Here is a 20359-nt window from a genome sequence, read left to right as displayed (position 1 = left end):
GCCGGTCCGCCGCGCGTCGCGCGCCGGAGCCATACGGTTCCAGCGCCGCCAATGCTCGAAGGGCCATTGCCGTCAGCCACACGCGTGAGGGTTGGCCGACGAACGACCCCCGGCCGCCGTCGCCGACGGGCCGGGGCGCTCGGCGTCCAGGCGGTGGTACCAACCGCCAGTGCCGTCGCCACCCCGATAGGTGAGCCGCAACAGTTCGATAGCTCTGTCGGCGCACTCGTCGATCTCGCCGAAGTCGACGCTCCGCACAGCCCGACGTCTACGCACGCCACGGAGTGTCCTCCTTACCGAGCGTGGCCGCGTCCAGTTGCGCTTATGAGCGACCACTCGGAGGAAGTGGCTCGGCTCGGCGCTGGCGTAATGCCCGGAGTACGGCTCGATGCGGGCGATCTGCCAACCGGCCAACGAGTCCTCGAGGTCACCGCGTCGCCGCCTCGTCGACACAGTGATCGACAGGTGGCTGAAGGCGCCGTCGAATCTGCCGGCCGGGTACGACAGTGGTGCGGTCACATCGCGGACGCAGACACGATCGTCCGCGTCGGCGACACCCTGACCCCGCAGCGAGTTACGGGACTGCCGGACCGCCTCCTCCGAGTAGTCGAGTCCGTAGGCGTCGTGGCCGGCCCGGGCGAAGGCCGCGAGGTCGTGCCCCTGTCCGCAGCCCAGGTCGATCACCGCGCATCGCGATGCCGACGGCAGCGAGTCGAGGAAGATCTTTCGGGTGGCGCGGTGGCCGGGGTCGTCGCCGGTCGCGCCCCGTCGTTGATGCCACTCGTTCCAGAACGCGAGTTGGTCCGGCAACGTGACCGCGCGAATAGATCATTGATTCGACGATCAGTCGGCCAGCAGTTCCGCGATCGTTGCCGCCATCACCACCGGGTCGCCGTCGTCGGGGCGGAGTACGAGATCCGGGGACCGCGGCGCCTCGTAGGGGGCGTCGACGCCGGTCAGGCCGGGCTCCCGGCGCGCGTACAGGCCCTTCGGGTCGCGCTCGGCGCACACCTCGACCGGCGTGTCCACGAACACCTCGACGAACGGCAGGCCGGCCGCCCGGTGCAGCGCCCGCACCGCGTCCCGATCAGCTCGGTAGGGCGAGACCAGCGAGACGACGGCCACCAGTCCGGCGTCCGCGAAAAGCTTGGCCACCTCGCCGACGCGGCGGACGTTCTCCGACCGGTCGGCCGGAGCGAACCCGAGGTCGGACGTGAGGCCGTGGCGCAGGTTGTCGCCGTCCAGCAGGTAGGCCGGACGCCCGGCCGCGACCAGCCGCCGCTCGAGCTCGACCGCCACGGAGGACTTTCCCGAGGCCGGGAGGCCGGTCAGCCAGACGGTCGCTCCGCGCGAGGCGCGATCGGCCCGCTCGACCGACGACGAGTGCCACGCCACCGACGACGTGCGCACGGCCGGCCCGGTGATCATCCCGGCCGCGACGGTCTCGTTCGTGACCTCGTCCACCAGGATGAACCCGCCGGTCGCACGGTTGCGGCGGTAGGCGTCGAACAGCACCGGCTGCTGGGTGTGGAGCCGCACCCGCCCGATCTGGTTCAGCGTCAGGCCCTCCGCCGAGGGGTCCCGGTGCAGCGTGTTCACGTCCAGCCGGTACTCCAGCCCGGTCACCCGCGCCCGGGTCTCCGCGGTCGTGTGGCGCAGCACGTACCGGCCGCCCGCCGACAGCCCGCCGCGCTCGCTGAACCAGCAGATCAGCGCGTCCACGTCGGACCCGACGTGCGGCCGGTTCCCCGGCCGGCACAGCTGGTCCCCCCGCCCCACGTCGAGGTCGTCGGCGAGTTGCAGGGTCACCGCCTGCGGTGCGAACGCTTCGTCCAGGCGGACGCCGCCCGGCGCCCAGATCGCGCGGACGGTGGTCGAGAACCCCGACGGCAGGGCGACGACCTCGTCGCCCGGACGCAGCACACCGCCGGCCAGCGTCCCGGCGTACCCCCGGAAGCCGGGCGATCGCACCACGTACTGCACCGGGAACCGGGCGTCGATCAGGTTCCGGTCGGACGCCACGTGCACCTGCTCGAGGTGGTGCAGCAGCGGCAGACCCTCGTACCAGGGCATCGCGGTGCTGCGGTGGACGACGTTGTCGCCGTGCAGCGCCGACACCGGGATGACGCTCAGATCGTGCACGTCGAGCCGGGCCGCGAACCGCTCGAAGTCGGCGCTGATCTGCTCGAACCGCTCGGCCGAGTAGCCGACCAGGTCCATCTTGTTGACGCACAGCACGACGTGCGGGACGCCGAGCAGGCTGGCCAGGAACGCGTGCCGCCGAGACTGCTCGGTCAGCCCCAGCGACGCGTCGACCAGGATCAGCGCCAGGTCCGCGGTGGACGCCCCGGTGACCATGTTCCGGGTGTACTGGATGTGCCCCGGGGTGTCGGCGATGACGAACGCGCGCTTCGGCGTCGCGAAGTACCGGTAGGCGACGTCGATCGTGATGCCCTGTTCCCGCTCGGCGCGCAGGCCGTCGGTGAGCAACGCGAGGTTGAGCTCCTCCCCCCGGTCGCGGCTGGCCTGCTCGACCGCCGCGAGCTGGTCGGTGAACGTCGCTTTGGAGTCGTAGAGCAACCGGCCGACCAGCGTGGACTTGCCGTCGTCGACCGATCCGGCGGTGGCGATACGCAGTGTGCGCAGCATCAGAAGTAGCCCTCCCGCTTGCGGTCCTCCATGCCGGCGGCGGAGATCCGGTCGTCCGCCCGGGTCGCGCCGCGCTCGGTGACCCGGGTCGCCGCCACCTCCGTCACGACCTCGTCCGGAGTGGCCGCGGCCGACTCGACGCACCCGGTGCAGGTCGCGTCCCCGACCGTGCGGAACCGGACCAGCGCGGAGAACGGCTCCTCGCCGGGGAGCAGCGTCAGGAACCGGGTGTGCGCCAGCAGCATCCCGTCGCGGGCCACGACCCGGCGGCGGTGCGCGTAGTAGAGCGGCGGCAGTTCGATCCGCTCGTCGCGGAGATAGCGCCAGATGTCGAGCTCGGTCCAGTTCGACAGCGGGAACACCCGGATGTGCTCGCCCGGCTTGTGCCGGCCGTTGTAGAGGTTCCAGAGCTCGGGCCGCTGCCCCCGCGGATCCCACTGCCCGTAACGATCGCGGAAGCTGAAGACTCGCTCCTTCGCGCGGGCCTTCTCCTCGTCACGCCGGGCGCCTCCGAACACCGCGTCGAAACGGTGCTCGCCGATCGTCCGGAGCAAGGTGGTGGTCTGCAGGCGGTTGCGGCCGGCCGCGAGGTCTTCGACCACCCGGCCGGCGTCGAGGTCGTCCTGCACCCGGCCGACGAGCAGGCGGACGCCCGCCCGGGCCACCGCCTCGTCGCGGAACGTGAGGACCTCGTCGAAGTTGTGCCCGGTGTCGATGTGCAGCACCGGAAACGGTACCGGAGCGGGCCAGAACGCCTTCGTGGCCAGGTGCAGCATGACGACCGAGTCCTTGCCGCCCGAGAACAGCAGCACCGGACGCTCGAACGTCGCCGCGACCTCCCGGACGATGTGGACCGCCTCGGCCTCGAGGCCCTGCAGGTGCGTCATCTCGTACGACACGGTCGTCATGGCCCCCAAAATAGAACAGGTTCTTGTCAGAAATCCCGGAAAGCGGCACGCTGAGCCCATGGAGAGCCGCACGCTGGAACACCTGCTCACGCTGGAGGACCTCCGCCAGCTCAAGTACCGCTATCTGCGCAGCGTCGACCAGAAGGACTGGGACGGCCTCGCCGACACGCTGACCGAGGACGCGGTGGCCGACTACGGCACGCCCGCGATGGGCGACCGGTTGCTCCTGGAGGGCCGCGACGCGATCGTGTCGTTCATGAGGGAGAACCTCGGGCCGGGCTTGATCAGCGTTCACGCCGCCGGACACCCGGAAATCACGGTGAACGGCGACACCGCCACCGGGACCTGGGCGTTCACCGACACGGTCATCGTGCCCGAGTACCAGATCGTGATCCAGGGCGCGGCGTTCTACCAGGACACCTACGCCAGGGGCGACGACGGCACCTGGCGGATCAGCCGCACCGGCTACGACCGGACGTACGAGGCGATGGTCTCACTGAGCGATTTGCCGAAGTTCAAGCTCACGTCGAACAAGTGGGCGACCGTTGACCAATAATCAGAACCGGTTCTACGGACCGACGATGTTCACGCAGCCGTTCGCGGAGGCCGTCACCGAGGCCGAGAAGATCATCGAGGGCGCGCCGCACGTCCGCACCGAGCAGGACCTGCTCGAGGGGTACGACTACCTGGCGGGCAGCATCAAGGCGTCACTCCACATGGCCTGGGCTTACGACAGGGAGTTCCCGTACTTCACCCAGTCGACGGGGCCGTACACGAAGATGGCGCTCGACAACCCGGACACGCTCTACTTCAACGCGAACCTGCGGCCGGAGGCCGAGTACGTCGTCACCGGGCGCCGGGGCACCACCCGCGACCTGAGTTTCCAGGTGCTGTCCGGCGACTACTCCACGGCCGAGGTGCCCAACAGCCCGTCCGCGTTCGACGACCGGTCGATCGACATCAACGACGACGGGACGTACGAGCTGCGGTTCGGACCAGGGCCGGCCGCGCGGAACTACGTCACGCTGGCCCCGGACGCGACGACGCTCGCGGTGCGCGAGGTCTTCAGCGACTGGGCGACCGAGAGGCGCGGCGAGATCCGCATCCACCGGGTCGACACGCTGGGTGGAGCCCCGACGCCGCTGACCGCGGCGCAGATGAAGAAGCGGTACGAGGTCGCCGGGAAGATGCTGATCTCCCGGCTCAAGACCTGGCTGCAGTTCCCGGAGTGGTTCTACCTGAACCTGCCGGTGAACACGCTGACGTCGCCGCGCCTCACGCCCGGGGGCCTGAGTACCCAGTACTCCGCGGTGGGCCACTACGAGCTGCCGGACGACGTCGCGCTGGTCGTGACGGTGCCGAAATCGGACGCGCCGTACCAGGGCATGCAGCTGGGCAGCCGCTGGTACACCTCGCTCGACTACCAGTACCACCAGACGAGCCTCACCACCGACCAGGCCGCGGTCGACCCGGACGGGCTGATCCGGTTCGTGATCAGCGAGCGGAACCCCGGGCTCACGAACTGGATCGAGCGCACCGGGCACGACCGGGGGTTCGTCCAGATCCGCTGGCAGCGGGTGGCCCGCGAGATGACGGCGGCCGACGGGCCGAGCGTCGAACTGGTGCCCGTCGACGAGCTGAAGGATCACGTAACCTACTACGACGACCAGCGGATCACGCCGGAGGCGTGGGCCGAACGGATCGCGGTCCGGCAGGCCGCAGTGAACTGGAGGATGCTCGGGTGAGTGGTCTGCTCGACGACAAAGTGGTCGTCGTTTCCGGTATCGGGCCCGGTCTCGGCCGTTCCGTCGCGTTACGCGCCGCCGCCGAGGGTGCGGACGTCGTGCTCGCGGCCCGCACCGAGTCGCGGCTGGCCGAGGTCGCGAAGGAGGTCACCGCGCTCGGCCGCCGGGCGGTGACGGTCCGCACCGACATCCGGTCCGACGAGGAGACGACCGCGCTGGTCGAGGAAACGCTGTCGGCGTTCGGCCGGGCCGACGTCCTGGTCAACAACGCGTTCGCGATCCCGCCGCTGGCCGACTTCGCCGACGTCGACCTCAAGGACGTCCGGCGCGGCCTGGAGACCAACGTGCTCGGCACGCTGGCGCTGACCCGCAAGTTCCTGCCCGCCCTCGAGGCGGCGGGCAACTCCTCGATCGTCATGATCAACTCCGCGGTGCTGCGCCACTCCCGGCGGACGTTCGGCCCGTACAAGATGGCCAAAGCGAGCCTGCTGGCGATGTCGCAGAGCCTGGCCACCGAGGTCGGGCCGCGCGGCATCCGGGTCAACACGATCGCCCCCGGCTACATCTGGGCGCCGAACCTGCAGTGGTACTTCAGCTTCCTGGGCGAGCAGCGCGGCATCACCCAGCAGGACGTCTACGACGAGACCGCGGCCGAACTGGACCTGCGCCGGCTGCCGGAACCGGACGAGATCGCCGACGCGGTGCTGTTCCTGGCCTCGCCGATGGCCCGCGCGATCACCGGTCAATGCCTCGACGTGAACTGCGGGGAGTGGCACCACTGATGGCCCGGGACACCGTCGGTACCGTCGAAGACCTGCACGCGTCGGCCACCAAGATCACCGGACTGTCCGATTTCGGGGACTCCGCGTACCTCGAAGGCCTGCAGGTCCTGCTCGAGTCGTACGCGGCCGACGCCGAACTGACCCCGCTGGGCAACTCGGTGAAGCGGGCGTTCCTCCGCGGCGCCCTGGTCGCCCGGCTGCTCACCGAGGCGGCCTGGAAACCGTCGTACGCGGCCGTCCCGATCGAGCGGCCGATCTTCGTCACCGGTCTGCCCCGCACCGGCACCACGGCCCTCCACCGGCTGCTGACCGCCGACCCGGCCCACCAGGGGCTGGAGATGTGGCTGGCCGAGTTCCCGCAGCCCCGGCCGCCCCGGGAGACCTGGGACGCCAACCCGATGTACAGCCGCCTGGCGCAGGCGTTCGCGCAGCACCACGTCGAGCGTCCGGAGTTCATGGGCCTGCACTACATGTCGGCCGACCAGGTCGAGGAGTGCTGGCAGCTGCTCCGGCAGTCGCTGCAGTCGATCTCGTACGAGTGCCTCGCGCACCTGCCCCGGTACTCGGCCTGGCTGGCGCAGCAGGACTGGACCGGTGCCTACGCCAGGCACCGGAAAAATCTGCAGCTGATCGGTAGCCCGGATGCCGGCAAACGCTGGGTGCTGAAGAACCCGAGTCACCTGTTCGCGCTCGACGCGCTGTTCGCCGCCTACCCCGACGCGCTGGTGATCCAGACCCACCGCGCGCCGCGGACCGGGATGGCGTCGATGTGCAGCCTCGCGCAGGCGGCCAGCGACGGCTGGTCGACGAAGTTCCGGGGCGCGGTGGTCGGCCGCGACCAGCTCGACCTGTGGGCCCGCGGCCTCGACCAGTTCCGGGCCGACCGCGCCCGGCACGACCCGGCACAGTTCCTCGACGTCGAGTACCAGGAGTTCGTCACCGACCCGATCGGCACCGCGTCGCGGGTGTACGAGCACTTCGGCATCGAGCTCACCGACGCGGCGCGGGCCGCGATGGAGGCGATCCACGCGGAGAGCCGCACCGGCGACCGGAAACCGGCACACCGCTACACCCTGGACGATTTCGGGCTGACCGCAGCGGAAGTTGACGAACGTTTCGCCGATTACCTGGTCGCACACGGAACCTGAGTGGCCCCTGTGGACAGCTAAGGGGTGTGACGCGAACACCTCCCACTCCTGAGGCTCCGCTGCCCGGCGCCGACGAGCGCCGGGCAGCCCTACTCCGGGAGTTGCGGCGAGCGCCCGCGACGCGGCGCACCGGCCGCCTGCTGCCGCCGCTTCTCGCCGCCGGGGCGGTCGCCGCGACGGCCGTGGCCGTCGTGATCGGCACGGTGGTACTCCAGCCGCAGGGCGACCGGCATCCGACGGCGTCGGCCGGGCCGGCCGTAGCCCCCTCCCCTCCCCGCCCGGCACTCCACGACGACAGCCTGGACGGGCTGCTCGCCCGCGCCGATGCGACCGGGAAGGCGTATCGAGGTCCGAACTACTTCACCCAGGACCGGGACTACGTCTACACGAAGGCGCGGGTCCGCACCGCCGGCGGCGAGCTCGCCACCCGCGAACAGTGGTTCCCGCTCGACGGCCACGGCACGACGAGCATCCGGATCGACGGCGGCCCGATGACCGAGGAGCCGACCGGCGTCACCGGCAACCTCATCCTGTCGACGCTGACGACCGCCGCCCGCCAGCCCACGTACTCGAAGATCAACACGTGGACGAGCAGTTACGGGCCACTCGACCTGCTGACCGAGATTCGGCTCGCCACGAAGAACGACCGGGGCGACCCGGAAGGGAACGTCTTCGCGCGGGTCCGCCGGCTGCTCCAGGTGGCCGGGGTCGCCGACCCCCGGCTGGCGGCCTGGCTCTACCACGCGGCCGCGCTGGTGCCCGGCACCGGCTACGAGCCGGACGTCGTCGACGTCACCGGCGAGCACGTCGCCGCGATCACCCGCGGCAGGCAGATGATCGCGATGGACCCGCAGTCCGGTGCGTTCCGCTACCAGGGCGTGCTGCCGGCCGGGGGCAGGCCGGACGCGATCTCGGTCGGCGGGATCGTCGACGGGGTCGGCTCGACCGCGGTGCGGACGTTCACGCCGGGCCCGTCGCCGAGCGAGGTGCCCGAGGTCTCCCGGGGCAGGAAGAGCTGGGACCCGGCCGCCACCGTCCGCGACCTCGACGTCCGGAATTTGACGTTCGAGCTGCCGATCAACGTCGACAAGGTCCCGGTCGTCGGCGCCGGCCTCGACTCCGGCTCGGGCGGTCCGGTCGGCGACTTCCACGACGGCCGGGCGACGGTGACCGTCCGCGGGGAAGAACTGCGTCTGACGATCGACCCGGAACGGTTCCCGATCGTCTACGTCAAACCCACTCGGGCCCAGGTGGACGGCGTCTGGCCGACGACAGGGCCGAAGTACGACCGGGCCGCGAAGATTCCGGCCCCCGAGTGCGCGGTCGTCACGATCGCGGTCGAGTCCTCGCTGAAGAACGAGCAGTTCGTGACGATCGTGTTCTCCGGAGCGCCCGGGCCGCTGTTCCCCGGGCCGCAGGCGATCGTCTCGGTCGTCCGGAACGGCCCGGGGCCGGTCGTCACCGCGGACGGCGACACGCTCTCGATCGCCGACCGGCCCGGTGCGACACCCCAGAAGTTCGTCCGGAGCAGCTACGGCTTCGCCCCCCAGCAGTGATACCCGATAGGACTGAATTGTGACGACCTCTCTGCGGCAGCGCGTCCGTGCCGGGGACCCCGCCGCGTTCGGCGAGCTCTTCGATCAGGGCTCCCGCCGGGTCTACAACCACGCCTACCGGTTGCTCGGCGACTGGTCGGCGGCCGAGGACACGGTGTCGCTGACGTTCCTGGAGGCGTGGCGCGGCCGGAACCGGGTGCAGGCCGACGGCGAATCGCTGCTGCCGTGGCTGCTGGGCATCGCGACGAACGTCGCCCGCAACCTCGCCCGCGCCCGGCGACGCCATTCCGCGGCGATGGGGCGGTTACCGGCCCCGCGGGAGGAGCCGGACTTCGCCGACGACGTCGCCGACAAACTCGACGTGCTGAGCGCGGCCCGGACCGCGCAGGAGGCGCTGAGCACGCTGCGACGCCCCGAGCGGGAGGTCTTCGCGCTCTGCGTCTACGCCGAGCTGGACTACACCGCGGCGGCGGAGGCCCTGGACATCCCGGTCGGCACGGTCCGCTCGCGGTTGTCCCGGGCCCGCGCCCGGCTCCGGGACGTCGCGATTCCGGCGGCGGCGCACGAGGAGGTCCGGTGATCGACGTCGAGCTCCCGAACGCGGCGGAGCAGCGAGCGGCACTCCTCGCCGAGATGAACCGCCCGGCCGCGGGGCCGGCGGCGGCGGTGCCGGCGGGGGCGGTGCCCTGGCGCCGGTGGCTGGTGCCCGCGCTGGCGGCCGGTGCCCTGGCGGCGACGGTCGCGGTGGCGGCCCTGGCCGTCGGCGGGCTCACCCCCGACCGGCCGTCGCCGGTCGCCGGCGCGAGCTCCGTGGAAGGGCTGCGCGCCCGGCTCGACACGATCGACAGGACGGTGAAGCCCCAGCGGGGGTACAACCCGAGCGACTACGTCTACCTGCGGACGCGGACGTCGCCGGGCACGGACCCGGCCGGCATCACCGAGGAGTGGATCTCCACGGGCGGCGGGCGCAACGGCGCGATCATGGACGCCGAAGGGCTGCGCACGACGGATCCGGTGGTGCCGCGCACGGCGGCGGGTGCGACGCAGGGCGTGGTCACCGCGGTGAAGTACCCGACCTACGTGAACGTCGTGGGGGCCCAGGACATCCGGGTCACCGACCAGGACCTCTACACCGAGCTCCGGAGGGCGGCGCCCGACGACGGCGCGATCTTCGCGAAGGTCCGGGCCATGCTGCGGGTCGGTGGGCTGGTGCCGCCGCAGACGCGCACCTGGCTCTACCGGGCGGCCCTGCGGGTGCCGGGCGTGACCGTGCGCACCGGCGTCCCGGACGTCACCGGCCGGAGCGGTACCGCGATCGTGCTCGACCGGCAGGTGATCCTTCTCGATCCGGACGACGGGTCGCTGCTGGCCGAGACGGACGCCGGTACCGGGGCACCGGGCCCGGCCATCCTGTCCGGTGCGGTGGTTCCGTACGCGGGGGTGAGGCCCGCGAAGTAACCCGCGCCGGAGGCCCCCCGCACGCCTCGGGGCCCTACCAGGTCGTCTCACTCGAAGGACTTCCCGATCTGGTCGAGAACCTCCGCGATCGTGATCTCGAGTGGGTGAACGTCCGGTTCCTCGATCCAGAGGCTCGTCGCCGTCCGCAGCGCGGCCAGGAACGTGGCGGCGAGCACCCGGGCCGCCCGCCGATCGTGCGGGGCGTGGGTGCCGGACCGGGCCAGCAGCACTCCGGCGACGTCCCGTTCGAAGGCGCCGTAGATGGCGGATTGGCGAGCCAGCAAGGACGGGTGCTGCCGCAGCGACCGCAGCGCGGTCACCCGGGCGAGGTCGGGGTCGAACCAGTGGTCGGCCAGCGCGTTCATGCTGGCGCGCAGCGCGCGCCAGGGCGGCTCCCCGGCCGGCCGCCCACGCAACGCCTCCAGCCAGGCCTGCAGCCTCACGACGTCGCCGTCGAGGATCGCGTCTTCCTTGCTCGCGAAGTAGTTCGAGAACGTCCGCCGGGAGAGGTCGGCCGCGTCCGCGATCGCTTCGGTCGTGACGTGATCCAGCCCGTGCTCGAGCGCGAGCCGCACGGCCGCCTCGTGCAACGCCGAGCGCGCTGCGGCCTTCTTCCGCTCGCGCAGTCCTCCGGGGGCGTCCATGCAGGTGAGCATAACCGCGCCGGGACAATGATTGCCCAGTGTGCAAATTTTCCCAGCGAGCAGCTATTGTGTGGTTGCATCAGTCAAGCAATGAGGAGCCATGGCTACCCCGGAAGCAACCGCACCGCCTCGGAACGACGCGATGACGCACCGGCAGATCCTGGAGGCGCTCTCCGGCCTCCTGCTGGTGCTGTTCGTAGCGATGACCAGCGCCACCGTGGTCTCGACCGCACTGCCGACGATCATCGGCGCGCTGAACGGCAACCAGAGCCAGTACACCTGGGTCGTCACCGCGTCGCTGCTCGCGGCGACCGCGACCACACCGGTCTGGGGCAAGCTCGCCGACCTGTTCAGCAAGAAGCTGCTCGTCCAGATCTCGATCGCGATCTTCGTGGTCGGCTCGATCATCTGCGGCTTCGCCCAGAACGCCGGTGAGCTGATCGCCGCCCGCGCCTTCCAGGGCCTGGGGATGGGCGGCCTGCAGGCGCTGGTCCAGGTCGTGATGGCCGCGATGATCCCGCCCCGCGAGCGCGGCCGGTACAACGGCTACCTGGGCGCGACGATGGCGCTGGCCACGGTCGGCGGCCCGCTGCTCGGCGGCCTGATCGTCGACACCGACTGGCTCGGCTGGCGCTGGTGCTTCTTCATCGGCGTCCCGATCGCGATCCTCGCGCTCGCCGTCCTGCAGCGGACGCTGAACCTGGCCGTGGTGAAGCGGGCCGGCGTCTCGATCGACTACGCGGGTGCGTTCCTGATCGCCGGCGGCGTCAGCATCCTGCTGATCTGGGTGACGTTCGTCGGTTCGTCGTTCGACTGGCTGTCGTGGCAGACCGCGGCGATGGTCGCGGCCGGCCTGCTGGTGCTGGCGTTCGCCACCTGGGTGGAGAGCCGGGTGCGCGAACCCGTGGTGCCGCTGCGGGTGATCACCCAGCGGACTCCGGCGCTGGCGATCGTGGCCAGCCTCTCGGTCGGCATGGCGATGTTCGGCGGCGCGGTCTTCCTCGGTCAGTACTTCCAGATCGGCCGCGGCTACAGCCCGACCGAGGCCGGCCTGCTGACGATCCCGATGATGGCCGGTGTCCTGATCTCCTCGACGGTGTCCGGGCGGCTGATCACCGCCACCGGCAAGATCAAGCCGTACATCATCGGCGGGACGGTCGTGCTGGTCGCCGGGTTCGCCATCCTGGGCACGATCGACCACCGGACCAGCCTGGTCCTGGTCGGGATCGGGATGTTCCTGGTCGGCACCGGCGTCGGCATGTCGATGCAGAACCTGGTGCTCGTCGTGCAGAACACGGTCGCACTGTCCGACCTCGGCGCGGCCAGCGGCGCGATCACGTTCTTCCGGTCGTTGGGCGGCACGATCGGCGTCTCGGTGCTGGGAGCGGTGCTGGCCAGCAAGGTCACCGCGAACATCACCGACCACCTGGCGGCTGCCGGGGCCTCCCCGGCTCCGGGCGGCGGCGACACCAGCACGCTCGACCTCAAAGCGCTGCCGCCGGCGTTCCAGCAGATCGTGCGCGCCGCCTACGGCGACGCGACCGGCAAGATCTTCCTGATCGCCGCGGTGATCGCGGTCGTCGGCGTGCTCGCGGCCGCGGCGCTGCCGAAGGTCGAGCTGCGGACGACCGTGGACCTGGCCGACGCCGGCCAGGACCCGGAGGCGGCGACACCCCTGGCCGAGGTCGCGGGCGGCGTCGGCGTGGAGGATGCCACCCGCACCGAGGGCCGCGAGATCCCCACCGCGGGCCGCTAGCCCGTCCGGCTGCCGGCCGGAACGGCGCCGTCCGAAGTGGAACGGGAGGTGGCCGCGAGGTGAACGTCCCCGGCGGTCACGCGGCCCCGCGTGACAGGTTCGGCACCCTCCGACGACCCTGAAATAGCCGGATGACCGGGGTTTGACGCCTGGATACCCGCGGGCAAACAGGCGTTTCCCCGGTGTCCGCGGAGTTCCCGGACGAAGGTGAACCTCAGGCGAACTTTGGTCGGACTCCGGCACCGGGCCCTAGGAGCCTGATGGTTGTGGCGCGCAATCTGAACGCGTGACAGCTGCATCGGTAGTCCTCGTGCTGGTCGTGATCGTCGCCTTGGGCTTCGACTTCACGAACGGTTTTCACGACACCGCGAACGCGATGGCCACGTCCATCGCCACCGGGGCACTGCAGCCCAAGACTGCAGTCGCGCTGTCGGGGATTTTGAACCTGATCGGTGCGTTCCTGTCCGTCGAGGTTGCGCTGACGGTCACCAACGCCGTGGTCAAGATTCAAAATCACGACGGCACACCCAAGGGAGCGCTGACCGCCGACGGCGGGCAGGCGCTCCTGATCATCGTGCTCGCCGGACTGGCCGGCGGCATCATCTGGAACCTGGCCACCTGGCTGCTCGGCCTCCCGTCGAGCTCCTCCCACGCGCTGTTCGGCGGCCTCATCGGCGCGACGATCGCCGGCCTCGGCTGGAGCGGCGTCAACTGGAACGGCGACGGCAGCAAGCTGGACGGCGTCGTCGGCAAGGTGGTGCTGCCCGCGCTGCTGTCGCCGGTCATCGCCTGCGTCATCGCCGCCGTCGGTACCTGGCTGATCTACGCGATCGTCAAGGGCGTCGCCGCGCGCTACACCGACACCGGCTTCCGCTGGGGCCAGATCGGCTCCGCCTCGCTGGTCTCGCTGGCCCACGGCACCAACGACGCGCAGAAGACGATGGGTGTCATCACGCTCGCGCTCATCGCCAGCGGGCACTGGACCGACACCGAGAACATCCCGTTCTGGGTGAAGGCCGCCTGTGCGCTCGCGATCGCGTCCGGTACCTACCTCGGTGGCTGGCGGATCATCCGGACGCTCGGCAAGGGCCTGGTCGAGATCGCTCCGCCGCAGGGCATGGCCGCTGAGGGCGCGTCCGCCGCCGTCATCCTGGTCTCCAGCCACCTCGGCTTCGCGCTGTCCACCACGCACGTCGCCACCGGTTCGATCCTCGGCACCGGCATCGGCAAGCGCGGCGCGGCGGTCCGCTGGCGGGTCGCCGGACGCATGGTCGCCGCCTGGGTGATCACGCTGCCCAGCGCCGCGATCGTCGGCGCGATCATGTGGTGGATCGGCGACCTCCTCGGTGGCGGCCTGGCCGGCGCGATCGTGGTCTTCCTGCTGCTCCTGGCCGCCGCCGTGTTCATGTACCTCCGCTCGCGGATGCAGCCGGTCCACGCCGGCAACGTGAACGAGGAGTGGGAACAGGGCCGGACCGCTTCCACCGACCGCACCCCCGCGTCCGTCTGACTCCGCTGCCGAGACTGGGAAGAGACGACCTCACATGCACAACGTGTCACTGGCATTACAGGCGGCCTGGAAAGTTCTGGTCCTCGGCCTCCTCCTGGGCGCCGGGCTCCCGACGCTGTTCGCGTTCGGGATCCGGGCGATGGCCTGGGGTACCGGCGGTGAGGCCGAGGTCCACGCCGACGGCACCGCGGCTCCGGCGGCGCACCCGGCCGGCCGGATCGTCGGGATCCTCTGCTTCGCGCTCGTCGTACTGATCGCGCTTCTGGGCATCACCTACATCATCGCGTTCGGGTTCGGGAAGGTTCTGAGCTTCGAGCACGTCTACCCGACCATCGAGAACAAGGGCTGACCGATGACGACCCCCCTCGGCGACGAGACGCGCACCAGTTTCCTCACCCGGGCTCTCGACTGGCTGCGTGCCGGTTACCCGAGTGGTGTTCCGAAGCAGGACTACGTCGTGCTCCTCGGTCTGCTCCGTCGCAAGCTCACCGAGCACGAGGTCCGGCAGATCGCGAACGACCTCGCGATGCTCGCCATCCAGGGCGAAGACATCACCACGGACGACATCGAGAAGCTGATCGGCGAGGCGACGCTGGACCAGGCCTCCCCCGACGACGTGGCCCGGGTCTCGGCCCGGCTCGCCGCCGGTGGATGGCCGCTCGCCGACGCACCGCAGTAACGGCGGTCTCACCCCGGGGCCCCGCGCGTCGCGCGGGGCCTCAGGTCATGACCAGAACGACCAGGGCGACGACGAGCAGCAGCAAAATGACCGGCGCGAGGATCAGCGCCCAGCCGTACCGGCGCACCGGGGCGGGCGCCTGTGCCGGGCGCTCGCGCAGCACCGGCAGGCTGTCGACGGACTCGTTCGACGTGGTCAGCGCGGCCCGTCGCGGCGGAGCGGGCAACTCCCCGATCGGGCGGCGGATCACCCGGGTGGCCGACCGCGCCCATCGCGCCACCGCCGCCGGGGCACCGGTCGACGGGGCCCGCCGGGGCGCCGGAACCACCGCCGGCGGCCGGGCCCGCGTCGCGCTGACCCCGCTGTGCGCGACCGTGTGCCGCAGCGCCCCGACCGCCACCACGATCTCCGGACGCTCGACCAGCACCGGCTCGATGCCCAGCGCGAGATAGAGCGCGGGCGCCAGGATCGGGAGCCGCGCGGCGCCCCCGATCACCAGCAGCGTCTCGACGTCGTACGGGCGGACCCCGGCCTCGCGCAACACCCGGCCGGTCACCCGCCCGACCCGGTCGGCCAGCGGACGGGCGAACCGCTCCAGATCGGCGCGGGTCAGCGTCTGCGGTGCGGAGAAGCCGGGCACGGTCACCGGCACCCGGTCGTTGACGGCCAGCGCCTCCTTCGCGGCCCGGACGTCGTCCCAGAACGCGCGCTGGATCCGGCGCTGCTCGGCGTCCTGGGGGCGGTCGATCGCACGCCACGCGTCCCGGCGCTGGCGGCCCGCGGTGCCGGCCAGGTGGGCGGCGATCGCGGCGTCGATCCGGCGGCCGCCGATCGTGGTGTCGCCGCCGACCGCGAGGACGCGCAACCCGTGGTCCTCGTGCCGCACGACCGACGCCTCGAAGCCGCGCGCGCCGACGTCCACGACCACGACGTGGGCGCCGAGCGGCACCGGCAGCACGGACGCCGCGGCGATCGGCTCGGCCAGGAGCGTGACCTGGCCGATGCCCGCCTGCGCGGCCGCCCGGCGGAGCACGCCCTCCTCGGACCGCCGCCAGAGCACCGGATGGGTCAGCACCGCGTCCGGGATCGCGCCCGCGACCGCGACCGCGGCCTCGCCGATCGTCGCCAGGACCGCGCTGAGCAGGTCGGCCGGGGTGGTCTCGGTACCGTCGAGGCGTAAGACGGCCTCGGCCGCGCGGGAGCGGGGTGCGGCCTCGTAGCGCTCCGGGAACTGCGCGGACGCGCGGATCGCTTCCCGGCCGGTGACCACGCGGCCGGACGGCTCGAGCAGGACACCGGTCGGCAGCACGGTGTCGCCCTCGAAGATCAGCGGAGTGGACCGACCGGCCGGAGACCTGAGCACCGCGACCGTATTGGTGACGCCGAGATCGATCGCCAGTAGGTATCCACTCTCCACACCGGTCAGCCTGGCAGCTCCACGCTCATCGCGCCTTCCCGGGGTCGGCCCGGGCCGCCAGCCACAGCGTGTGCTCCCGGCTGATCGCCTGCTCGGCGTCGGACACGACCCGGGCCCAACCGGCCTCGGTCGCGCCGCGCACGGTCTCCGCGACGAGCCCCAGCTCGGCCGCGGTGACCGTGTAGGCCGCCGCGAGCTCCTCGTACCGCTTCACCCCGGCCCAGGACGCCGCGGCGACGACCGCCACCGCGAGGACACCGGCCCAGTGCGACGGCAGCAGCAGCACGAGTCCCAGCGCGACCGCCTCGCCGCCGATCAGCCCGACCCGCCACCACCGGGCGCCGCGCCGGTTCGCGGCGGCCTTCGACGTGTACCAGCCGAGCTGGACGCCGATCCGGTCGCGCGCGTACCGCTCCCGGCGCTCGGCGAACGGCAGCGCCCGGATCGCCTCCATCGCCGTCGTCGCGGCCGGGGCCGTGAACGGCACCGCGAGCTCACCCCGCCCGGCACCGATCGCCGCCCCGACCCGGGCGTCCAGCAGTTCTCCCGGCGGCTCGGCGTCGAACGGGGCACCACCCACGGCGTACTTCCAGCCGAGCGTCCGGAGGGATTCGGCCACCGCCCGGCCGTGGTACCAGTCGCGTTCGGGGTGCCGCACGAGCAGCAGCAGCTCGCCGCCGAGCGCGACGGCGAAGCCGATCGCGGCGACGACGCCGACCAGGTCGAACCGGCCGGCGGTCAGACCGGCCGCGCCACCGGCGGCGGCCAGCAGCGCACCACCGAGCCGGGCTGCCGTGCCGGCCTGGGTCAGGGTCTGGCCCCGCAGCGAGGCGGCGTCGGCCACGGCAAACGGCGCAGGCAGGTCGTCGTCCCCCACAGGAGCAGAGTGGCACAGCCGCACACGAGCCGCGCGGCTACCTAGTCACGGCCCTCCCGCAGACGGCGGACCAGAGGCTCCCGGCCGGGCGGCTGACGCAGCGGTTCCACCGGCTCGGCCGGCGGGATCAGCGCCATCACCGCGCTGTTGGCCGGGACGGTGAGCCGCTCGCCGTGGTGGATCAGCTCCATCTCGGCGCCCTCGGCCAGGCTGTACCAGACCTTCCCGGACGCGATCTCGACGCGCAGCCGCCGCCCCCGCCAGCGGATCGAAAACGTGATCCGGGACAGCTCGTGCGGCAGCCGCGGCGAGAACGCGAGACCCGCCTCGAGGTGACGCATGCCGCCGAACCCGGCCACGACACCCGACCAGACCCCGGCCAGCGCCGCGATGTGCAGCCCGTGGGACGTGTTGCCGGCCAGGTCGTGCAGGTCGAGCATGCCGGTCTCGCACAGGTACTCGTAGGCGAGCTGGAGGTGCCCGGTCTCGGCCGCCATCACGGCCTGGGTGGCCGCCGACAGCGACGAGTCACGCACGGTGATCTGCTCGTAGTAGGCGAAGTTGCGCTGCTTCTGCTCCGGCGTGAACGCTTCCGGGCAGAGCTGCATCGCCAGCACCAGGTCGGCCTGCTTGACCACCTGCTTGCGGTACAGGTCGAGGTAGGGGAAGTGCAGCAGCAGCGGGTACTTGTCGGCCGGGGTACCGGCGAAGTCCCACATCGCGTGGCTGGTGAAGTTCTCCGCCTGGGCGTGCACCCCGCGCTTCTCGTCGTACGGCAGCACCATCGCGGCCGCGGCGTCGTCCCAGCCGGCGATCTCCTCGTCGTCGACCCCGAGGCCGCGGGCGACGTCCGGGTGGCGGCGGCACGCGGCCGCCGCACCGCGCAGGTTGCGCTGCGCCATCAGATTCGTGAAGAGGTTGTTGTCGGCGATCGCGCTGTACTCGTCCGGGCCGGTGACGCCGTCGATCCGGAAGCCGCCGGCCGGGTCGTGGTGACCCACCGACCGCCAGAGCCGCGCGGTCGCGGTGAGCAGTTCGACGCCGGTCGTCTGCTCGAACTCGTCGTCGTTCGTCGCGCTGACGTGCCGCAGCACGGCGTCCGCGATGTCGGCGTTGACGTGCAGCGCGGCCGTACCGGCGGGCCAGTAGCCCGAGCATTCCTGGCCGCGGATCGTCCGCCACGGGAACGCCGCACCGTTGAAGCCCAGCGTCTCGGCCCGTTCCACCGCCAGCGGCAGCGTGCTCTGCCGCCACTTCAGCGCGTGCGCGGCCGCGTCCGGAACGGTGTGACTGAGCATCGGCAGCACGAACGTCTCGGTGTCCCAGAACGTGTGGCCGTCGTAGCCGGGCCCGGTGAGGCCCTTGGCCGGGATCGCCCGGCCTTCGGCGCGGGCACCGGCCTGCAGGACGTGGAACAGCCCGAACCGGACCGCCTGCTGGAGCTGGCCGTCGCCCTCGATCTCGACGTCCGCGCTGTCCCAGAACCGGTCCAAGTACTCGCGCTGCTCGTCCTTCAGGCCGTCCCACCCGGTGTACTTCGCCGCCGTGAGCGCGGCCCGGACCTGGTCGTTCAGCGCCGGGAGCGAGCGCTGCGACGACCATCCGTAGGCCAGGAACTTGACGATCCGCAGCGTGCGGCCGGGCGCCAGGCGGCAGATGACCGTCGTCCGCCCGATGTTCTCGCTGGAGCTCGAGTGCGTCTCGGTGCCGGCCGGGCCGGAGACCTGGTGGTCCGTGGTCGCGGCCATCCGCAGACCGGTGCCGCGCAGGCTGTGCAGCAGCGTCGCGCCGGTCGTGTCGTTGTTGTGGACCTCCGGATGCAGCGGGCGCGGGAGCGCCTCCTCGATCCGCGGGTCCCGCTCCGAGGCGGGCAGCTCCTCGTTCGCGAAGATCTCCGACTGCACGACGAGCTGCACCGGCTGGCCGACCGCGGTCACCGTGTAACTGATCGCGGCGATCGAACGCTGGACCAGCGAGACCAGCCGCTCGGACTCCACCCGGACGACCTTGCCCGCGGGCGAGACCCACTCCAGCCGCCGGGTCAGGGTGCCGTCGCGGAAGTCGAGCACCCGCTCGTGCGAGCGGACCTGCCCGTAGCGGACGTCGAGCGGCTCGTCGTCGACCAGCAGCCGGATCAGCTTGCCGTTCGTGACGTTGACGATCGCCTGACCGGTTTCCGGATAGCCGTAGCCGGCCTCGGCGTAGGGCAGCGGGCGCGTCTCGCAGAACGAGTTCAGGTAGGTGCCCGGCAGACCGTGCGGGTCGCCCTCGTCGAGGTTGCCGCGTAAGCCGATGTGCCCGTTGGCCAGCGTGAAGACCGACTCGCTGGCCGGTAACCGGTCCAGGTCGAGCCCGGTCTCGCGGATCGACCAGGGGTCGACGTCGAACGGTCCTGATCCGATCATCGGTCCTCCAGGAGATCCGTGAGCGCCTTCACCACGACGTCGGCGCCTGCCGTCTTCAGTTCGTCACCCTGCCCGACCCGGTCGACGCCGACCACGAGGCCGAATTGCCCGGCCCGCCCGGCCGCGACGCCGGACAGCGCGTCCTCGAACACCGCGGCCTGGTGCGGCCGCAGGCCGAGCAGTTCGGCGCCGGCCAGGAACGTGTCGGCAGCCGGCTTGCCCGCCAGCCCCTTCTCGGCCGCGAGGACGGCGTCCACCCGCAGGTCGAACAGGTCGGTCAGCCCGGTGACCTTGAGCACCTGCTGGGCGTTCGCGGACGACGTCACCACCGCCCGGGGCAGTCCCGCGTCGCGCAGCGCGTGCAGGTACTCGACCGCGTCGTCGAACACCTCGACGCCCTCGGTGTCGATCAGGCGCAGGACCAGCGTGTTCTTGGCGTTGGACAGGCCGTACACGGTGGTCGTGCCGGCCCGGTCGTCCGGGCTGCCCTCCGGCAGGTCGATCCCCCGCGACGCGAGGAAGGCCCGGGTCCCGTCGAGCCGCTTCCGGCCGTCCACGTAGCGGACGTAGTCGCTCTCGATCGTGAACGGGACGAACGGCACCGCGCGCCGCTCCGCGTCCTCGGCGAGGAACGCGTCGAACGTCTGCTTCCACGCCCGGGCGTGCTGTGCGGCGGTGCGGGTGACCACGCCGTCGAGGTCGAACAGGCACCCGCGCACCGATGGCGGTAATCCCAGCGTTCCCATGGTCCCAGGCTAGGCACGTGGTGGGTCCTGCCTCCCAATGCTCGATGAACTTCCTGTTCACGTGGCAGTGGTTCGATCC

At 71.6% G+C, this 20359-nt stretch carries 19 protein-coding genes; 11 read left to right on the top strand and 8 right to left on the bottom strand.

Going from position 1 to position 20359, the window contains the following annotated elements; genetic code table 11:
• Positions 1-72: 72 nt before the first annotated feature.
• The 3 genes from ACIBZJ_RS20090 to cysD are packed head-to-tail and all read right to left on the bottom strand — an operon-like array spanning position 73 to position 3557.
• Positions 73-810: a class I SAM-dependent methyltransferase gene (locus ACIBZJ_RS20090; protein WP_395931623.1), complete on the bottom strand. Its 738-nt coding sequence runs from the start codon at positions 808-810 to the stop codon at positions 73-75.
• A 33-nt stretch (positions 811-843) separates the two neighbouring features.
• Positions 844-2649: an adenylyl-sulfate kinase gene (gene cysC / locus ACIBZJ_RS20085; RefSeq protein ID WP_395931621.1), complete on the bottom strand. Its 1806-nt coding sequence runs from the start codon at positions 2647-2649 to the stop codon at positions 844-846.
• A complete protein-coding gene (gene cysD / locus ACIBZJ_RS20080) occupies positions 2649-3557 on the bottom strand; it encodes a sulfate adenylyltransferase subunit CysD (protein WP_395931619.1) in 909 nt (302 codons plus the stop codon). Before cysD ends, cysC begins: the two co-directional genes overlap by 1 nt.
• Positions 3558-3615: 58 nt before the next feature.
• Between cysD and ACIBZJ_RS20075 the strand changes: the two genes are divergently transcribed.
• Genes ACIBZJ_RS20075 through ACIBZJ_RS20045 form a run of 7 tightly spaced genes read left to right on the top strand, consistent with a single transcriptional unit; the run spans position 3616 to position 10246 of the window.
• On the top strand, positions 3616-4113 hold the full coding sequence (locus ACIBZJ_RS20075) for a nuclear transport factor 2 family protein (protein ID WP_395931617.1): 498 nt from the start codon (positions 3616-3618) through the stop codon (positions 4111-4113).
• Between the two features lie 25 nt (positions 4114-4138).
• On the top strand, positions 4139-5302 hold the full coding sequence (locus ACIBZJ_RS20070) for a hypothetical protein (RefSeq protein WP_395931615.1): 1164 nt from the start codon (positions 4139-4141) through the stop codon (positions 5300-5302).
• Positions 5299-6084, top strand: a complete 786-nt coding sequence (locus ACIBZJ_RS20065; protein ID WP_395931613.1) for an SDR family oxidoreductase — start codon at positions 5299-5301, stop codon at positions 6082-6084. The genes ACIBZJ_RS20070 and ACIBZJ_RS20065 overlap by 4 nt, the downstream gene beginning before the upstream one ends.
• Positions 6081-7232 (top strand): sulfotransferase family protein, encoded by a 1152-nt coding sequence (locus ACIBZJ_RS20060; RefSeq protein WP_395932285.1) that lies wholly within the window; start codon positions 6081-6083, stop codon positions 7230-7232. The genes ACIBZJ_RS20065 and ACIBZJ_RS20060 overlap by 4 nt, the downstream gene beginning before the upstream one ends.
• Before the next feature lie 26 nt (positions 7233-7258).
• On the top strand, positions 7259-8788 hold the full coding sequence (locus ACIBZJ_RS20055; RefSeq protein ID WP_395931611.1) for a hypothetical protein: 1530 nt from the start codon (positions 7259-7261) through the stop codon (positions 8786-8788).
• 19 nt (positions 8789-8807) lie between these two features.
• Entirely contained in the window at positions 8808-9368 is a 561-nt protein-coding gene (locus tag ACIBZJ_RS20050) for an RNA polymerase sigma factor (protein WP_395931609.1), read from the top strand.
• Positions 9365-10246 (top strand): hypothetical protein, encoded by an 882-nt coding sequence (locus ACIBZJ_RS20045; RefSeq protein WP_395931607.1) that lies wholly within the window; start codon positions 9365-9367, stop codon positions 10244-10246. The genes ACIBZJ_RS20050 and ACIBZJ_RS20045 overlap by 4 nt, the downstream gene beginning before the upstream one ends.
• 47 nt (positions 10247-10293) lie before the next feature.
• Here the strand turns inward: ACIBZJ_RS20045 and ACIBZJ_RS20040 are convergent, their stop codons facing one another.
• Positions 10294-10890: a TetR/AcrR family transcriptional regulator gene (locus ACIBZJ_RS20040; protein WP_395931605.1), complete on the bottom strand. Its 597-nt coding sequence runs from the start codon at positions 10888-10890 to the stop codon at positions 10294-10296.
• Positions 10891-10990: 100 nt separating this feature from the next.
• Here ACIBZJ_RS20040 and ACIBZJ_RS20035 point away from each other — a divergent pair, with 100 nt between their 5' ends.
• The 4 genes from ACIBZJ_RS20035 (at position 10991) to ACIBZJ_RS20020 (ending at position 14835) form a co-directional block, all read left to right on the top strand.
• Entirely contained in the window at positions 10991-12646 is a 1656-nt protein-coding gene (locus ACIBZJ_RS20035; protein WP_395931603.1) for an MDR family MFS transporter, read from the top strand.
• 286 nt (positions 12647-12932) lie between these two features.
• The gene (locus ACIBZJ_RS20030; RefSeq protein WP_395931601.1) at positions 12933-14156 is read left to right on the top strand and encodes an anion permease; all 1224 of its coding nucleotides are present in this window, start codon (positions 12933-12935) and stop codon (positions 14154-14156) included.
• 34 nt (positions 14157-14190) lie between these two features.
• Positions 14191-14505, top strand: a complete 315-nt coding sequence (locus ACIBZJ_RS20025; protein ID WP_395931599.1) for a hypothetical protein — start codon at positions 14191-14193, stop codon at positions 14503-14505.
• Positions 14506-14508: 3 nt separating this feature from the next.
• Positions 14509-14835 (top strand): DUF3349 domain-containing protein, encoded by a 327-nt coding sequence (locus ACIBZJ_RS20020; protein WP_395931597.1) that lies wholly within the window; start codon positions 14509-14511, stop codon positions 14833-14835.
• 40 nt (positions 14836-14875) lie between these two features.
• Here the strand turns inward: ACIBZJ_RS20020 and ACIBZJ_RS20015 are convergent, their stop codons facing one another.
• From ACIBZJ_RS20015 to ACIBZJ_RS20000, 4 genes are read right to left on the bottom strand one after another with little or no spacing between them, the layout of a single operon-like run.
• Positions 14876-16252, bottom strand: coding sequence for an Hsp70 family protein (locus tag ACIBZJ_RS20015; RefSeq protein ID WP_395931595.1), 1377 nt, complete (start codon positions 16250-16252; stop codon positions 14876-14878).
• A gap of 25 nt (positions 16253-16277) precedes the next feature.
• Positions 16278-17129: a DUF4231 domain-containing protein gene (locus ACIBZJ_RS20010; protein WP_395931593.1), complete on the bottom strand. Its 852-nt coding sequence runs from the start codon at positions 17127-17129 to the stop codon at positions 16278-16280.
• A 41-nt stretch (positions 17130-17170) separates the two neighbouring features.
• Positions 17171-19534: a glycoside hydrolase family 65 protein gene (locus tag ACIBZJ_RS20005; RefSeq protein WP_395931591.1), complete on the bottom strand. Its 2364-nt coding sequence runs from the start codon at positions 19532-19534 to the stop codon at positions 17171-17173.
• A complete protein-coding gene (locus ACIBZJ_RS20000; RefSeq protein WP_395931589.1) occupies positions 19531-20280 on the bottom strand; it encodes a beta-phosphoglucomutase family hydrolase in 750 nt (249 codons plus the stop codon). The genes ACIBZJ_RS20005 and ACIBZJ_RS20000 overlap by 4 nt, the downstream gene beginning before the upstream one ends.
• Positions 20281-20359 lie beyond the last annotated feature (79 nt).

Source organism: Cryptosporangium sp. NPDC051539 (assembly GCF_044454545.1).
In the GTDB taxonomy this organism is placed as follows: domain Bacteria; phylum Actinomycetota; class Actinomycetes; order Mycobacteriales; family Cryptosporangiaceae; genus Cryptosporangium.
Note: the sequence above shows the minus strand (reverse complement) of the source record. Positions and strands in the feature narration are given on the sequence as shown.

What these genes read in the sequence shown, in the direction of transcription:
- ACIBZJ_RS20035 (WP_395931603.1), top strand. Translation starts at nt 10,991, where the DNA reads ATGGCTACCCCGGAAGCAACCGCACCGCCTCGGAACGACGCGATGACG.
- ACIBZJ_RS20000 (WP_395931589.1), bottom strand. Translation starts at nt 20,280, where the DNA reads ATGGGAACGCTGGGATTACCGCCATCGGTGCGCGGGTGCCTGTTCGAC.
- cysD (WP_395931619.1), bottom strand. Translation starts at nt 3,557, where the DNA reads ATGACGACCGTGTCGTACGAGATGACGCACCTGCAGGGCCTCGAGGCC.
- ACIBZJ_RS20020 (WP_395931597.1), top strand. Translation starts at nt 14,509, where the DNA reads ATGACGACCCCCCTCGGCGACGAGACGCGCACCAGTTTCCTCACCCGG.
- ACIBZJ_RS20025 (WP_395931599.1), top strand. Translation starts at nt 14,191, where the DNA reads ATGCACAACGTGTCACTGGCATTACAGGCGGCCTGGAAAGTTCTGGTC.
- ACIBZJ_RS20070 (WP_395931615.1), top strand. Translation starts at nt 4,139, where the DNA reads ATGTTCACGCAGCCGTTCGCGGAGGCCGTCACCGAGGCCGAGAAGATC.
- ACIBZJ_RS20040 (WP_395931605.1), bottom strand. Translation starts at nt 10,890, where the DNA reads ATGGACGCCCCCGGAGGACTGCGCGAGCGGAAGAAGGCCGCAGCGCGC.
- cysC (WP_395931621.1), bottom strand. Translation starts at nt 2,649, where the DNA reads ATGCTGCGCACACTGCGTATCGCCACCGCCGGATCGGTCGACGACGGC.
- ACIBZJ_RS20075 (WP_395931617.1), top strand. Translation starts at nt 3,616, where the DNA reads ATGGAGAGCCGCACGCTGGAACACCTGCTCACGCTGGAGGACCTCCGC.
- ACIBZJ_RS20005 (WP_395931591.1), bottom strand. Translation starts at nt 19,534, where the DNA reads ATGATCGGATCAGGACCGTTCGACGTCGACCCCTGGTCGATCCGCGAG.